This is a genomic window from Kytococcus sedentarius DSM 20547 (assembly GCF_000023925.1).
GTDB lineage: Bacteria > Actinomycetota > Actinomycetes > Actinomycetales > Dermatophilaceae > Kytococcus > Kytococcus sedentarius.
On the sequence record NC_013169.1, the window covers coordinates 2,386,411 to 2,401,188 of the forward strand.

14 protein-coding genes are annotated in these 14,778 nt (G+C 72.3%); 9 read left to right on the forward strand and 5 right to left on the reverse strand.

Features of this window, described 5'->3' with window-relative positions:
* Positions 1–70: 70 nt before the first annotated feature.
* Positions 71–1,003 (forward strand): NAD-dependent epimerase/dehydratase family protein, encoded by a 933-nt coding sequence (locus KSED_RS11250; protein WP_015780207.1) that lies wholly within the window; start codon positions 71–73, stop codon positions 1,001–1,003.
* Positions 1,004–1,121: 118 nt separating this feature from the next.
* A complete protein-coding gene (locus KSED_RS11255) occupies positions 1,122–2,186 on the forward strand; it encodes a hypothetical protein (RefSeq protein WP_015780208.1) in 1,065 nt (354 codons plus the stop codon).
* 33 nt (positions 2,187–2,219) lie between these two features.
* Here the strand turns inward: KSED_RS11255 and KSED_RS11260 are convergent, their stop codons facing one another.
* From KSED_RS11260 to KSED_RS11270, 3 genes are all read right to left on the reverse strand, one after another.
* Positions 2,220–2,882, reverse strand: coding sequence for a hypothetical protein (locus KSED_RS11260; protein ID WP_015780209.1), 663 nt, complete (start codon positions 2,880–2,882; stop codon positions 2,220–2,222).
* A 123-nt stretch (positions 2,883–3,005) separates the two neighbouring features.
* Positions 3,006–3,731, reverse strand: a complete 726-nt coding sequence (locus tag KSED_RS11265) for a hypothetical protein (RefSeq protein WP_015780210.1) — start codon at positions 3,729–3,731, stop codon at positions 3,006–3,008.
* 65 nt (positions 3,732–3,796) lie between these two features.
* On the reverse strand, positions 3,797–4,759 hold the full coding sequence (locus KSED_RS11270; RefSeq protein ID WP_015780211.1) for a type IV toxin-antitoxin system AbiEi family antitoxin: 963 nt from the start codon (positions 4,757–4,759) through the stop codon (positions 3,797–3,799).
* A 113-nt stretch (positions 4,760–4,872) separates the two neighbouring features.
* Between KSED_RS11270 and KSED_RS15425 the strand changes: the two genes are divergently transcribed.
* Positions 4,873–6,105, forward strand: coding sequence for a class I SAM-dependent methyltransferase (locus tag KSED_RS15425; protein WP_015780212.1), 1,233 nt, complete (start codon positions 4,873–4,875; stop codon positions 6,103–6,105).
* A gap of 50 nt (positions 6,106–6,155) precedes the next feature.
* A complete protein-coding gene (locus tag KSED_RS11285; protein WP_041290948.1) occupies positions 6,156–6,383 on the forward strand; it encodes a hypothetical protein in 228 nt (75 codons plus the stop codon).
* A 9-nt stretch (positions 6,384–6,392) separates the two neighbouring features.
* Here KSED_RS11285 and KSED_RS11290 read toward each other — a convergent pair whose 3' ends face one another.
* Entirely contained in the window at positions 6,393–6,773 is a 381-nt protein-coding gene (locus tag KSED_RS11290; protein ID WP_015780213.1) for a hypothetical protein, read from the reverse strand.
* 460 nt (positions 6,774–7,233) lie between these two features.
* Between KSED_RS11290 and KSED_RS11295 the strand changes: the two genes are divergently transcribed.
* The 5 genes from KSED_RS11295 to KSED_RS11315 all read left to right on the forward strand — a co-directional run bounded on the left by KSED_RS11295 (position 7,234) and on the right by KSED_RS11315 (position 12,601).
* Entirely contained in the window at positions 7,234–7,650 is a 417-nt protein-coding gene (locus KSED_RS11295; protein WP_015780215.1) for a MarR family winged helix-turn-helix transcriptional regulator, read from the forward strand.
* Positions 7,650–8,150 carry a DUF2306 domain-containing protein gene (locus KSED_RS11300; RefSeq protein ID WP_015780216.1) on the forward strand — a complete coding sequence of 167 codons (501 nt, stop codon included), beginning with the start codon at positions 7,650–7,652 and terminating at the stop codon, positions 8,148–8,150. The genes KSED_RS11295 and KSED_RS11300 overlap by 1 nt, the downstream gene beginning before the upstream one ends.
* A 185-nt stretch (positions 8,151–8,335) precedes the next feature.
* Entirely contained in the window at positions 8,336–9,007 is a 672-nt protein-coding gene (locus KSED_RS11305) for a class I SAM-dependent methyltransferase (RefSeq protein ID WP_015780217.1), read from the forward strand.
* Between the two features lie 512 nt (positions 9,008–9,519).
* Complete coding sequence (locus tag KSED_RS11310; RefSeq protein ID WP_015780218.1) at positions 9,520–11,088, forward strand: HNH endonuclease signature motif containing protein; 1,569 nt, start codon at positions 9,520–9,522, stop codon at positions 11,086–11,088.
* A gap of 241 nt (positions 11,089–11,329) precedes the next feature.
* Positions 11,330–12,601: a M20 metallopeptidase family protein gene (locus tag KSED_RS11315; RefSeq protein WP_015780219.1), complete on the forward strand. Its 1,272-nt coding sequence runs from the start codon at positions 11,330–11,332 to the stop codon at positions 12,599–12,601.
* Between the two features lie 41 nt (positions 12,602–12,642).
* Here the strand turns inward: KSED_RS11315 and tyrA are convergent, their stop codons facing one another.
* Positions 12,643–14,763: a bifunctional chorismate mutase/prephenate dehydrogenase gene (gene tyrA, locus KSED_RS11320; protein ID WP_015780220.1), complete on the reverse strand. Its 2,121-nt coding sequence runs from the start codon at positions 14,761–14,763 to the stop codon at positions 12,643–12,645.
* Positions 14,764–14,778 lie beyond the last annotated feature (15 nt).

The window sequence follows — 14,778 nt, forward strand, 5'->3', positions numbered from 1 at the left end:
CACTGCTCTTGTGCAGGCACCCCGCCCCCGCTAGGTTGAGAGAGCACTGCTCTCTACCGCTGGAGGAACCATGCACGTCCTGCTCACCGGGGCCGGTCAGATCGGCTCGGCCCTCATCCCCGTCCTGCAGGCCGCGGGCGACCGCGTCACCGTCCTGCGCCGCCATGGCCCCGACCTGCCCGCCACCCGCACCCTCCGCGGCGACGCCGGCGACCGCGACCTGCTGCGGCAGCTCGCCGCGACCGACCCGCCCCAGGCCGTCCTGCACACCGTCCACGCCGCCTACGACCACCGCACTTGGCGCGCGGAGCTCCCCGCCCGCGAGACCGCGGTGATGGACCTGGCCGGGGAACTCGGTATCCCCGTGGTGTTCCCCGAGTCCGTCTACGCATGGGGTCACGCCGCACAGAACCTCGTCGAGGGCACCGCTCCCGACCCCTGCAGCCCCCTGGGAGCGGTGCGCGCCGAGCTGCTCGCGGCACGCGCGGGGCACCCGGCCACCACCCTCAGCATCGTGGCCGCCGACCTCATCGGACCCACGGCCACCGCCGCGGGCTCGGTCGCCACGGCGCTCGTGGTCGGCCCCGTCGCACGAGGGCGCCGCGCCTGGTTCCCCGGCGACCCCGACGTCCCCCACGCCCTGACCCACCTGCCGGACCTCGCGGCATCGATGCGGCACGCCGCCGCGCACGCCACCCGGCTGGCCCCCGGTGGCCAGGCGGTGCTGCACGCGCCCACACCCACCTCTCGGAGCCTCCGCGACCTAGCCGATGCGGTGGCTCGAGCGCGCGGCGACGACCGCCCACCGCGCGTGACCTCCCTGCCCACCTGGCCGCTCGCGGTCGCTGGCATGGCCGCGGCCTCGGTGCGGGAGCTGCACCGCATGCGCTACCTGTGGACCGCCCCGTCGCACCTGCGGCCGGGCGCGCTCACCCAGCAGGAGGGGCTGGCGCCCACGCCGTGGGAGCCGGTGGTGCGCGGCGCCATCGAGGCTGTTCGATGAGGGGGCGCACGCAGTGGGCCTGGACGTCACCGCGGCCCGCGACGGCGCGGTCCTGCCGCACCCACTCCCCGCTCCCGTTCCCCGCCCACCAACGCCCCGGCGCCGCTACTGTTCCTGAATGGGGAACACACCACGCCGCCGCACCGTCGGGCCGCTCAGCATCGCCACCGCATCGTGCGTCGCCCTCGCCCTGGCGGGGTGCACCACCACCGACGGCGAGGAAGAGGTCCGCTCCAGCGACGCAACGGAGTCCCCACAGCCCTTGGGCTCCGCGCAGCCCCCACCCGCCACCGAGACCCCCACCGAGGCCGTCACCCTGCCGGGCGTTGCCGTGTGGGCCTCCCCCGAGGTGGTGGTGGTCCTCGACGCCGAGCCCCGCATCCCCACCATCACCGGCTTCTCCCTGGCCGGGGAGGAGCTCTGGACCCACACCCTGGACATCGACCGGGTGGGCATACACGCGGTTTGGGAGGCCGGCGACCACCTCGCCGCCCGGGGCGTCAGGCTCGGCGATGACGCCGACCCGGGTTCTGCAGACATCGCCCTGCTGGACCCCTCCACCGGCGAGATCGCCGCCGCCGAGGTGGACGGCAAGCCCACCGGCGGCCACCCGAGCGTCCTGGACGAACTCCAGCGCCACACCGCGGACTGGAAGACCGCCGCCGGTGAGGTCGAGCAGGACCCCGCCAACGCCGGCGCCATCATGGAGCGCGGCCTGCCGTTCACCCCCTTGGCCCTCTTGCGCCAGGACGACATCACGGTCACCAACCTGGCCACCGGCCAGAGCGCCGACGTGGACTGCCCCGGCCTCTCCACCACCAGCGCCCACCTCACGCTGCAACCGGCCCAGGGCGCGTACACCATCGTCGATGGTCAGGCCGTGATCGATGCGGAGTCGCTCGAGGTCACCTGCTTCGACATCGATGAGGACACGCCGGCCGGCGTGGACGACGTCTCCGAGGGGGGCCGGGTCGCCTACCGGGCCGCTCCGCACGAGACCACCGGCGGGGGCGAGCAGGTCGTGGTCGAGCTGGACGGGACGGTCCTGTGGGGGTCCGAGCCGCCCGGCGAGCCCGAGCGCCAGGTCCGGGGCCTGCGCTTCGTGGACGAGGACACCCTGGCGGTCACCACCACCCTCGACGATGAGGTGAGCACCCGCATCCAGGACATCGACGCCGGCTGACGCCCCGGCATCGGCGATCGGGCCATGCCCGTCTCAGTGGCTGCGCGGCGCCAGGCGCTGCAGGGGCACCACGAAGAGGAACACCGCCAGCGCCGGCACCGTGACCAACGGGGAGAGCAGGGCCAGGTTCACCCAGGACTCGGTGCCGAACGAGACGAGCAGCATCGGCGCCGCGGCGCCGGCCAGGGAGACGGCGCACAGCACCATCGCGACCAGGAGCGCCAGCGGGACCGGCAACAACCCCACGAACATCAGCGGCACGACCCACGCCGCGACCCACGCCCCCGCGGCGAACACCAGCAGGGTCGGCGCCCACCACGCGTCCCCCAGCGCAGCCGGCGGCGGCTCGAACCGGCCCAGGAGTCCCGCGGCGATGCCGGAGACCACCGCGATGCCGCCCACCAACATCAGGAACATCGCCGCGACCACCGCGCGGGACAGGGGCACCGAGTTGGCCGCCTGGCCCAACACCGGGTAGAGGGTCACCACGTTCAGGAAGGCCACGGTGCCGCCGAGGAGGCCCCACATGGACCACAGGTCGTCCGTGCCCTCGCTGACGAGCAGCACCACGACCATCAGGCCCGTGACGATGACGTTGGCCAGCAGGGTCGTGAACCCCAGCTTCAGCGTGAGGAGCAGGGTGCCCAGCACGCTGGTCAGGCGTTCGTTTCCGTCGATCGGTTGGCGTGCGAGCATGGGCCCATCCTGCGTGGCGACGGGCCGCGGAGTCGTCCTGCCGCGGGCGGAGGGTCGCTCACCAGTGCCACACATCGGCGCCCCGGCGGCTGGGGCCTGGGCGGAAGGTGCGGAGGCTCCTGCCTATCGTGTGCCTGAGGCAGGCGTTGCGTGGCTGAGTTCCTGGTGCAGGACGTCGAGTTGCTGCCCGATGGGTTGTGTCGCCGGCGCCCAGCGCACACAGGCGCCCACCAGTTCGTCTCGCCCTTCCTCCATCACCCCCCGTAGCCGCTCAAGCGTCGACGACTCCCAGGTCGATGCCAGTTCAGCGCCCACCAGTGCCGGCCCCACCATCGACGGGTCGAAGTCGTGGCGCGAGGCCTGTTGGCTGTCCTTCCAGCACGCGTCCTCGAACTCTCCCCGGTGGGACGAGTCGAGCAGCGCGGCGAGGTCCTGCGCGTCCTTGGCCGTGAAAGTGCGCCTCACGTCCCACGCCACCAGTTTCAGGCCCACGAGGGACGCCAGGGTTGGCACCTCCACCACGCTGTCCTCACCCAGACGCATCCTCTCGGCTCCTCGGGCTGCTTCCTCCATGCCCGTCACGTCACAGGTCACGCCCTCTGAGACCGTGAAGACGCCGCCAGGCGCGATCGGTCCCCGCGCCAGCACGTCGACCTGGAGGTCTCCGAAGTAGAAGACCTGCCGGCTCCCCGTGGACCGCAGGGCACTCATCCGGTCCCGCAGGGCGTCACCCGAGGGCGCGTAGACCGTGATGTCGACATCATGAGTGGCCCTGACGGCCTGACCACCCGCACGCCCGAGCACCTGAAGATCCCGCGCCAGCGCACCGACGAGGACGAAGTCCCCCACTGCCTCTCGCAGGGATCTCATGACGCCCGGGGAGACGCTGGACGGCACACGGCCCCGCAGGTCGATCACGTCTCCCCCAGAGCGCTGCTCACCATGTCGAGCAGCCGGGGATCACCGTCGGCGATGACGTCGGCCCGGAGCAACAGCTCGGGGACGAAGGGCCCCTGCCCGAGTCGTAACGCGGCCGGCCAGAACTGCTCCTTGAGCAGCACATCACCCTCCTCGTCGGGGCGGAGGCGGCCCAACCGCCTCAGCTCCGGCCACGGGGGTTCTCCGAAGACCGTCACCCCCTGCCCGTGGAACGGGCCGAAGATCTGTTGGAAGCCGGGGTCCCCCGACACAGCACCGTGGTCGAGCTGTTCCCACCATCGCGGCGAATCCGTGGAGAAGCGGGCCCACTGCAACCCGGGCTCCAGACGTCGCACGTACCCCTGGGTCCATCGCTCGCGCAGGGCGGGGATGCCCGTCAGTACCCCTCGCCGCTCCGGCTCCCTCCCGGGGACGAGGTGCCCGCCCCGGCGCAGTGCCCTGTAGACCTCGTGGACCGTGCCGAGTGAGACACCTGAGCACCGCGCAACCTCCCGCAGAGGTGCTTGCACCAACCGGGGGTCGACCAGGAGAGCGAACAGGACCTTGAGCCCCGCCGGACGATCGATGGCCGAGGCGGACCGCGGCCCTGGGGACGACGCCTTCTCGTGACCGGTCCGGCCCTCGACCCAGATGACCCTCCCGGCGGCCCGCAGCCACATGTTCCCAGCCGAGTCCATGAAGTACGCGCCGGCTCTCCGCAAGCGGGCCTGCTCCTCAGCGGACAGCTTGCGGTGGATTTCCACCACCGGGAGCGCCCCCTCCCGGGGGATCTTCGCTGCCTGATCCTCACGGGGGTCGACGCAGTCCGCGAGGACCTCCCGGGTCTGGAGGTCAACGAGCTGGGAGACCACCCCCTGCCCCATCACCGGCGGCGGCGTGAAGGCCAGACCCGCGTGCCTCAAGGTCTCCCTGACTCCGGGAGTGTTCAGAAACGACATGTGTTCAGAATACTTGAACGCTATGATCTTTTGAACACACCTGGCCACGACAGAACACATCTGACCCCCTGGCACCCCGAGCCGCCGAGGCGTGCTCCTGCCACACTGCCGCCATGTCTGACCCGCACCCGCACCCGCACGATGGCCCGGGCGAGCCCCCGCACCACCCGCACGGTCCGGGCCACGGGCGGGCTCCCGCATCGGAGCACCCACCCACCAGCGCGGAGCACTGGGACGAGCGCTACGCCGGCGAGCCCACCTGGAGCGGCGACCCGAACGGCGCGCTGGTCGCCGAGGTGGCGGGCCTGACGCCCGGGCGGGTGCTCGACATCGGATGCGGTGAGGGCGCCGACGCGGTGTGGCTCGCCCAACAGGGATGGACCGTCACCGCGCTGGACATCTCCCCCAACGCGGTCGCGCTCACCCGGGCCGCGGCCGAGCGGGCGGGGGTGGAGGTCACCGGCATCGCCGCGCCGTTCACCGAGGCCGAGCTGGCGCCCGGGAGTTTCGACCTGGTGAGCGCGATGTACCCCGTGCTGGAGCGCACCGCCGACAAGCGCGCCGAGCGGCGACTGGCCGAGCTGGTGGCACCGGGCGGGACGCTGCTGCTCGTGAACCACGAGATCGACCCGGCGCACGTGCACGAGGGGCACGAGGGGTTCGACCCGATGCGGTTCCTCGACCCGGCCGCGGTGCGTGCGTCGTTGGGGCCGGGCCGGGCCGGGCCGGGCCGGGCCGGGCCGGGCCGGGCCGGGCCGGGAGGTCATGGTCAACGAGGCGCGGGAGCGTCACGTGGCCGGCGGGGCAGGGGCGGGGCACACGGTGGGCCTGGTGGTGCGCGCGCGGAAGCGGTGAGCGGGGCGCGCGGGCGGTGGGGTGAGCGGGCCGATGGGGTGAGCTCACCGCATCGGGGAGGGGCACCCGCATCGGGGAGCCGGGACGCGTCTGCGCACACCGCGCCGCTGAGCCCCCGCCCCGTGCCCTCGCCCCTCTACCATCGCCCCATGGAGCCCATCACCAAACGCGCCAACTCCCTGCTGCACGGCACCGAGGAGGTCAGCTGGCGCGGCTCCCCCGTCAAGGGCATCTGGGTGGGGGGCCGGGTCACCGCCGACGACCATGGGGTCGCCTTCGCCCCCAACGCCATGAACAAGTCGATGCACCCGATGGACACCACCTGGCGCATCGAGTACGCCGAGATCCGCCGGGTGCGCGTGCGCTACGGCGTGGGCACCAAGATCGTCGAGCTGCACGGTGACGACCGCGTCGCCACCTTCCGCTGCTTCGGCGCCCGCCGGGTGGCCGCAGAGATCGCCCAGCGGGCCACCGCGCCCCTGGAGGGCTGAGGCGGCGCCCCCACATCAGGGGGCGCGCGTTCGGCGAGCAGCTCACGACGATGGCGCACGCGCAGGGCGTCGACATGGAGCTCATGCACCGCGCCACCGCCATGGCCTCGGTCAGCTGGGACTCGGTGCCGCACAACGGCGCGATCATCACCCTGCTGCGGGACACCGGCCTCACCCCACCGGGAGGGATACAAGGACACTTCGTGCTCACCGTGCTGGTGCCGTTCATCGGCGTGGCCGCGGTGATCGCGCTCGGGCTGGGGGTCGGGGCGTTCTGAGGCGGGCGCTCAGCCCGGGTTGCCCACCCAGATCCGCACCTTGAGGCGGTTGTCCTCCACGATCTGGCACTCCGCCTGGCCCGTGCCCACGGGGATCGTCTCGCCCTGGCGGCACTCGTACTCCCCGTCCCTCGTGGCAACGAAGCGCGCCACGCCGTTCTCCGCACCCAGGAAGTCGTAGTGGTCCGCGAAGTCGTTGCCGCTCTTGCCGGGCGTGACGAAGAAGTTGAGCTGCACCGTGTTCGCGGACCCCGTGGTGTCGATGACGCACTCGCCGCCCTTGCCGGTCTGGAAGTCGCAGGAGCTGGTCTGCTTGTTGCAGGCCGTCAGACCGGTGGCGAGCAGGGCGGCCACCGCCACCAGGGCGGGGATGCGGGCGTGTCGAGTCATGGGGGCCTCCTTCGGCCCCCAGTGCGCCGGACCGGCGGGGCGTGCGGGGCGGGGCGGGGCGTGCGGCCGCTCTCACCGGAGGTACCGCCACCCGGGTGGCAGAGCCGCGCCAGATCACCGCCCCCCGCACACCTCGTGTCGCGCGGGATCCGACGGGCAGGACTGAGGCGGCGGGAGCTGCGGCAGCGGCGGCCACTGCCTCAAACTGTCGTCCTTCCGTCCAACCTGCCGCATGTGCACGCGTCAGGTTGGACGAGGTGACGACAGTTTGCGTCACCGGCTGTCCCGATGGCGACGGGTCATCAGCGGGCCGATGACGTCGTAGGTGGTCAGCATCAGCAACAGAACCGGCACGGAGCCGGTCCAGGTAGCCACCTCCTCATCGGTGGCCACCCACGCGATCCACTACGCTCCCTCGCGTCTACTTGCATCACTAACTTGCACCTGCAAAACTGCCCCCATGAACCTCGGCCCCGCCTTCGACCTCCACCTGCTCGTCCAGGCCATGGACGGCGCCGCCGACCGCATCCTCAGCCGTGAGCTGGGGCTGGGGTACCGCCGCTTCCTCGCCCTGGTGGTCACCGACTCCGCCGGGCCCCTCACCCAACGCGCGCTGGCTGAGGAGCTCGGCACCACCGAGGCCTCGGTCAGCCGCATGGTCCGCTCGCTGGAGGACGCGGGCCTGGTCACCGTCACCCCATCGGGCACCGGACGCGCCCGCCACGTGACGCTCACCGACGCCGGGCGCGACCTGCGCACCCGCGCCGACGCACTCCTGGAGGGGTCCTTCGAGCAGGCCGTCGCCGGCTCCGGGGTGGACCTCGCCGAGTACCAGCGGCAGACCCGCCTACTGCGCGACGCCCTCGGAGGCACCTGATGGACACCACCTGGACCACCCTGCTCGTCACCCACACCCTCGCCGCATCGATCGCCCTGCCCCTGGGCGCCTACCAGCTCTGGCGCCGCCCCCGCGGCGACGCCCAGCACCGCCTCATCGGGCGCGTCTGGGCGGTGCTGATGCTGTACGTGGCGGCCAGCTCCTTCGGCATCACCGGGCTGAACGGCTCGTCCTGGAGCGTGCTGCACGCCCTGTCGGGCGCGACGATCGTCAGCGTCGTCGCCGGCGTGTGGGCGATCCGCCGGGGCAACTTGCGCGGCCACCTCGGCTCGATGCGGGGAGCCTGGTTCGGTCTGCTCGGCGCCTTCGTGTTCGCCGTGGCCGTGCCGGCCCGCCACATCCCGCAGCTCGCCGTGCATGACCCCGCGGCGCTGACGCGGTCGGTGGTGCTGGTGGCCACGGCGGCGGGGTTCGTGGTGCTGGCGGGGCGGTTCAGTGGGCGGCGGAGCGAGGCCACAGCGCGGCCCACATCCCGCTGACCACACCCACCTCTTGCCCAGCGGGACCCAGCGGACCAGACTGGGGCGACACCCGGCATCGGACCCGGGCCCGACCCCAGGAGCACCCATGCTGGCAGCCCTCTTCGCCCTGCTTTTCGGCTTCCTGATCTTCCTGCCCTGAGGCGGTGGGGGCGGCGGCCAGGTCGCGCTGTCAGACTCACCCCATGACGTCCTCGCCCGCCGCGCCCCACGACCACCCGCACGGGCCCGGCCACGGCCAGGCGCCCGCATCGGAGCACCCGCCCACGAGCGTGGAGCACTGGGACGAGCGGTACTCCGGCGAGCCCACTTGGAGCGGCGAGCCGAACGGCGCGCTGGTCGCGGAGGTGGCGGGCCTGACGCCCGGGCGGGTGCTCGACATCGGATGCGGTGAGGGCGCCGATGCGGTGTGGCTCGCCCAGCAGGGCTGGGAGGTCACCGCGCTGGACATCTCCCCCAACGCAGTCGCGTTGACGCAGGCGGCGGCGGAGCGGGTGGGGGTGTCGGTGACGGGGGTGGCGGCTGGTCTTCTGTCGGCGGACCTGCCGGCCGCGGGGTTCGACCTGGTGAGCGCGATGTACCCCGTGCTCGAGCGGACGCCTGACCGCGCTGTGGAGCGGAAGCTGACGTCGCTGGTGGCGCCGGGCGGGACGTTGCTGTTCGTGCACCACGAGGTGGACCCGGCCCACGTGCACGAGGGTTTCGACCCGACTCGCTTTCTCGACCCCGCGGCGGTGCGGGCCTCCTTGGGTGACGAATGGGAGGTGGTGGTCGATGAGGCGCGGCCGCGTCACGTGGCCGGCGGCGCCGGGGCGGGGCACACGGTGGACCTGGTGGTGCGCGCCCGGAAGCGGTGAGGGGTGCGGGCACGACGGTGGCACCGGAGGGCGAACCTGGCGAACTGGACTCACCACCCGACGCACCACTGGTACCCGACTCACCGGACCCCGGCGAGGTGCCAGTCGAATCCGCGCTCGTCGGGCCACCCCAGGCCGTGCTGCTCGACGAGGAAACAGGGTCCTGCGCCTCACCCGAACAGGCCCCGTTGTCCACAGAACCAGGAGATGGCACCTGGCGCCCCAGGCACTCGTCCACATGTTCTATCGACGGCTTGTCATTGTCGCCCCTGTGTACTATTCTGATGGCAGTCGGTCGGGCAGGGGGTTCGGCCACACATCCTGGGGAGGGGGCGACCATGGACGATCTGTTCAGCACAGCGCGCGCCACGACGCCCACCGCGCCCGGGGATCTCGACCCGCGATCGCAACGAGCGACCGGTGGCAGCCCGGCGCCCAGAACGGATGCACCCGGCCTAGACCCCACCGCGACCAACCCTCTTCCCGACTCCAGCAGCGTGCCGCACCCGGCCATGGTGATTCAGCAGCTCTGCGCGGAGGCCAACGCGACGGTCGATGCCCTTCTCGATGCCGTGGCCGACCTCGGGGCCCGCGCCGACACCCTGGACAGTCGTGACCTGGAGTGGTTGGTCCGGGAGGTCCAGACCCTGGTCAACCGGCACGACCGAGTCCGCATCCGCGCCCTGGACGTCGTCCGCGCCACCCGCGAAGCCGGCAACGCCCACCACCTCGATGACGCACAGTTCACCGCCGGGCGCACCCGTACCAGTGCCCGCCAGGTGGGGCGCGACGCCGACCTCGCGAAGGCGCTGGGCAATCACCGGCCCGCCCCCAGGGACCCAGCGGCTGACCCTCGGGGAGGTCGCACCCCGGGCACTGACGCGACTGGTCTGGGTGACACTCCCGCCGGCGACGGACAGCTCGATGAGGGCCAGCCCGCCCACTCGCCGACCGCCCAGGCGTGGGACGCCGGGCTGATCAACCGGGAGCAGGCGCTGATCATCACGCAGGCCCTGGAGAGCCTCCCCGACCACCTCACCGAGGAGCAGCGCTCGCGGGTGGAGACCGGACTGGTCTCGAAGGCCCAGCACCTGTCCCCTGCCAAGCTGCGCAGGGCCGCCAAGCGCGCCCTGGCAGAGCTCGATCTTCCAGACGCTGAGGTCGACGAGCACCACAACGACGTGGTGCGCACCGAGGAGCAGGCCGCCTGGGAGGCAGCGTCGTTCTGGATGAAGGACAACCACGACGGCACGTGGTTCGGCCAGTTCACCCTGCCTGACCTGCAGGCCCACATGCTCAAGAAGGCGCTGGACACCCTGACCAGCCCCCGACGTCGCAGCAGCACCAAGGACAGCGGCACATACCCGGGGACGGGCGGTGGCGAAGCGGGCGGGGGCCTGCCGGGCACCGCCTGCGCTGACACGGTGGGCACCACTGGCGCCGCGGCACCCAGCGCCAGCGACGGAGCGATGGGCGCGCACGGGACGGGCGACGCACGTTTCGACCGGCAGCTGCGCGACCAGCAGCGCGGTCAGGCCTTGGCAGAACTCATCGACCACTTGCCCACCGACAAGCTCGGCTCCAAGATCAACGCGATCCTGCTGGTGACCACCGACCTGGAGACCCTCCGCGGAGAGGTCAACCGAGTGGGAATCACGGACACCGGGAACGAGGTCTCGGCCGCAGAGGTACGGCGGCTGGCCAGCAACGCGGGCACCATCCCCGTCGTCATGGGCGGTGACTCCATCCCGCTGGACCTTGGTCGACAACGACGCTTCTTCAACGATGCTCAAAAGGCAGCCCTCGCCGCGAAGTACGACTCCTGCGCCGAACGGGACTGCGAACGACCCTTCGCCTGGTGCGAGATTCACCATGACAACCCGTGGTCACCGAGATACGGGCCAGGTGGTCAACTCCTCCATCCCGGGGGAGGGAGGACGGACCTCTCCAACGGAATCCCTCTGTGCGGCAGGCACAACCGCCTCGTAGAACATCCTCACTACAGCCACACCACCACGCGGGACGCGAGCGGCATGGCCACCATCACCTTCACCCGCCGCCGCCAGGGCGCCACATGCTGACCTCTTACCGCCGACAGGCGCATCGCACGCCCGTGGCCCCGGGGTGCACGTCGGTGTACTGGTGTCCCGCACGACGGGCGCATCGCACGCGCGTGGCCTCGGGGACGCCCACGGCCTTGGGGTGTCCACCGCCACTCGACACCCATGGCCTGGCCCCGCACCGGACCCGGGGAATCCCGCGGGCCCCTTTCACGGTGGGACAGGACGGCCTAGCCTCGTGACCCCGACCCGAGGAGCACCCATGCCCCGCACGGACGACCTGCAGGACCCGGCAGGACCGGCCCCGGACGACGAGAGACTCACGGCGGACGCCGAGGCCATCGCCGAGGACCTGGTGACCTTGCGACGCGAGCTGCACCAGCTGCCTGAGGTGGGACTGCACCTCCCGGAGACGCAGGCGAGAGTCCTGGCAGCGCTCGAGGGTCTTCCACTGGAGGTGACCACAGGGAACACCACGACCTCGGTGGTCGCCGTTCTGCGCGGTGAGCACCCTGGCCCGGCGGTGATCCTGCGCGCGGACATGGACGCCCTGCCACTTACCGAGCAGAACGACCTGCCGTACCGGAGCAGCAACGGCGCGATGCACGCCTGCGGCCACGACCTCCACACCGCAGCGCTCGTGGGAGCGGCGCGTTTGCTCAGCGAGCGCCAGGAACAGCTGCACGGCAGCGTGATCCTGATGTTTCAGCCCGGTGAGGAGTCCCTCGGCGGCGCGACGTACATGCTCGAGGAGGGGCTGCTCGACGCCGCGCGCACCGGGGAGACCGCTACCCGCCCCGCAGGTGCCACGCACGACCAGGTCGTCGCCGCCTACGCGCTGCACGTCTTCCCCGGCGAGCGCGGCCGCATCGAGTACGCCGTCGGCCCCGCGATGGCCAGCAGCAACCGGCTCTACGTCACCATGCACGGCGCGGGCGGGCACGGCTCCCAACCGCACCTGGCGACCGACCCGGTGCCCGCCCTGTTCGAGTTCGGCACGGCCCTGCAGGCCCGCATCACCCGCGCCTTCAGCGTGTTCGACCCCGTGGTCGCCACCGTCACGCAGCTCAGCGCGGGCGATGCGGTGAACGTCATCCCACCGTCGGCCCGACTCGGCGCCACGGTGCGGACGATCTCGGACGAGGCGCTCGACGGCATCGAGGCCGAGGCCCACCGGGCGGCCGAGAACATCGCGCGGGCCCATGGCTGCACCGCTGAGGTGGATTTCGTACGCCAGTACCCGGTCACCCACAACGACCCGGACGCCACAGAGCAGGCCGCAGGGTGGCTGCGGGAGCTGTTCGGCGACGAGGCCGTCACCCGCCACCCCACGCCCCGGATGACGGGTGAGGACTTCTCGTTCGTCGCCAACGAGGTGCCGGGCGTGTTCCTCTACGTCGGCGCCTCGCCGGACGACGTGGACCCCGCCACCGCCGCGTTCAACCACTCGCCACTGGTGCTGTTCGACGATGCGGTGCTGCCCACCATGGCGGCCACGCTGAGCCACCTCGCGCTGCGGCGACTGGCGGGCTGAACACCACGCCGCACCGGCCGACGCACCGGCCGTCGCACGGCTCAGTCCACCCGCGGGTAGCTCCCGACCAGCTTGAAGAACACCGCGGAGCTGCGCAGTTCCTCCAGCGCGGCGGCCACGCCCGGTTCGGCGGCGTGCCCGTCGACCTCGATGAAGAACAGGTACTGCCACAGCACGCCGCGCATGGGACGGGACTCGAGCTTCGTCATCGAGACGCCGTGCTCGGCCAGGGGGCGCAGCATCGCCAGCAGCGCACCGTCACGGTCGGTCTTCGGCGGCGACACCACCAGGCTCGTCCGGTCGTGCCCACTGGGCGGCGGCGACTCGTGCCCCAGCACCAGGAAGCGCGTGGTGTTCTCCGGGTCGTCCTCCACCCCGGAACGCCACACCTCCAGCCCGTACAGCTCCGCCGCCCCGGCCGGCCCGAGCGCCGCGACGTCGTGCACGCCATGCGCCGCCAGCTCGGCCACCAGACGCGCGGCCTCGGCGTTGCTGCTCACCGGCACGCGCTCGGCATCGGGCAGGTGGCGCGTCAGGTACTCCTGGCACTGCGCCAGCGCCTGCGAGTGCGCGAACACCCGCCGCACAACCGGTCCCGCGCCCGCACCCGCGGGCGCGCGCCCCATCAGGTGGTGCACGATCCGCAGCCGCACCTCCCCCACGGCCTCCAGCGGCGACCGCGACAACAGGTCCAGCGCCCGCCCCACAGCACCCTCGGTCGAGTTCTCCACCGGCACCACCGCGTAATCGGCCTGCCGCGCTTCCACCTCGCGCAGCACCTCCTCCAGGCTCGATGCGGGCACCGTCACCGCCGCCCCGCCGAAGTGCCGCACGGCCGCCTGCTCGGTGAACGTCCCAGCCGGCCCGAGGTAGCTGACCGTCAGCGGCCGCTCCACCGCCAGGCACTCACTCATCAGCTCACGGAACACACGGCGCACCGCATCGTCCGGCAGCGGTCCGGGGTTACGCTCCACCAGGCCGCGCAGCACCTGCGCCTCGCGCTCGGGGCGGTAGGCGGCGGCGGTCCCCTTGATCGTGCCGATGGCGCGAGCCTGCGCCGCCCGCGCGTTCACCAGCCGCAGCAGCTCGCGGTCGATGCGGTCGATCTCCGCACGGTGCGGCGCCAGCCGGGCGGCGAGATCGTCCGCCGTCGATGCCGTGGGCGCGCCACCCGGGGTCGGCGAACCCCCCTCGTCCGCCCCGCCCGCCAGCGCCTCCGAGGCCTCCTCCGCCGTGGCGGCCCGCAGCGCCTTGGCGGCCGAGAGCAGCTCCCGGCTCTCGGCGAGGAACCCCTCGGAGTGCCCGGCGAAGTAGTCGCGCACCGCCTCGAACTCGGCGACAAACCCGTCGCGGTCCCCCGACCGCAGTCGCTTCACCAGATCACCCAATGTCTCGTGGAAGTGTTCCAGCAGTTCGAGATTCGACTCGGAGGCGGTGATGATGTCGTGGTACAGCTCGGCGTCCTGGGCGAAGAGGCGGCCCACCATCATCAGCTCGGTGCGGTAGATGGGCGAGCTCAGCGCGAGCAGCCGGTCCAGATCGGCGCCCTCCCGCCGCAGGTCCACCCCGTAGGCCACGGTCACCGTGTGGCGCAGCGCCTGGATGATGCCCATGAGCCGGTCGTGCTCGGCCGCCTCCACGGTCTCCACCCGGCACCCCCACCCGGCGATCCGGTCGAGGATCCAGCCCACCTCACCGCGCCCGGGGCTGTGCACCACCACTTCTCCGGCGGGACCGGCCACGTCGGGACCGAACATCGGGTGCAGGCCGGCGACCGGCCCGGTGTGAGCGGCCAGCATCGCGGCCAGGGCGGGGGCCTTCACGGACGTGAGGTCGGCCAGCACGGCATCGGGGCGCAGCGGGGGCAGGGCGGCGATGACCTGCTCGGTCACCCGGATCGGAACCGCCACCAGGACGAGGTCCGCCGTCGCGAACGCCGCCGCGTCGGGGTCACCCGCCGGACCCTCCGACGCGCTGGGCCCACCGGACGCGCCACCACCGGGCGCACCAGCGGGAACCCCCGGCGCAGCCGGGTCGATGACGTGCACCAGGTCGCCGCCGCTGCGGAACCACTCGACGAACCGGGAGCCCAGCGCACCGGCACCCCCCACCACGACGATGCGGCGGCCCTGTTCGGCGATGGTCGACGCGGCGCTCTGCATGGCGGGAGTCTAGAA

Bases quoted from the DNA above. Each gene is read 5' to 3' on its own strand.
- KSED_RS11300 (WP_015780216.1), top strand. From the start codon at position 7,650: ATGGACACCACCTGGACCACCCTGCTCGTCACCCACACCCTCGCCGCA.
- KSED_RS11250 (WP_015780207.1), top strand. From the start codon at position 71: ATGCACGTCCTGCTCACCGGGGCCGGTCAGATCGGCTCGGCCCTCATC.
- KSED_RS11260 (WP_015780209.1), bottom strand. From the start codon at position 2,882: ATGCTCGCACGCCAACCGATCGACGGAAACGAACGCCTGACCAGCGTG.
- KSED_RS11290 (WP_015780213.1), bottom strand. From the start codon at position 6,773: ATGACTCGACACGCCCGCATCCCCGCCCTGGTGGCGGTGGCCGCCCTG.
- KSED_RS11310 (WP_015780218.1), top strand. From the start codon at position 9,520: ATGGTGATTCAGCAGCTCTGCGCGGAGGCCAACGCGACGGTCGATGCC.
- KSED_RS11285 (WP_041290948.1), top strand. From the start codon at position 6,156: ATGGCGCACGCGCAGGGCGTCGACATGGAGCTCATGCACCGCGCCACC.
- KSED_RS11295 (WP_015780215.1), top strand. From the start codon at position 7,234: ATGAACCTCGGCCCCGCCTTCGACCTCCACCTGCTCGTCCAGGCCATG.
- KSED_RS15425 (WP_015780212.1), top strand. From the start codon at position 4,873: ATGTCTGACCCGCACCCGCACCCGCACGATGGCCCGGGCGAGCCCCCG.
- KSED_RS11315 (WP_015780219.1), top strand. From the start codon at position 11,330: ATGCCCCGCACGGACGACCTGCAGGACCCGGCAGGACCGGCCCCGGAC.
- tyrA (WP_015780220.1), bottom strand. From the start codon at position 14,763: ATGCAGAGCGCCGCGTCGACCATCGCCGAACAGGGCCGCCGCATCGTC.
- KSED_RS11255 (WP_015780208.1), top strand. From the start codon at position 1,122: ATGGGGAACACACCACGCCGCCGCACCGTCGGGCCGCTCAGCATCGCC.
- KSED_RS11270 (WP_015780211.1), bottom strand. From the start codon at position 4,759: ATGTCGTTTCTGAACACTCCCGGAGTCAGGGAGACCTTGAGGCACGCG.
- KSED_RS11305 (WP_015780217.1), top strand. From the start codon at position 8,336: ATGACGTCCTCGCCCGCCGCGCCCCACGACCACCCGCACGGGCCCGGC.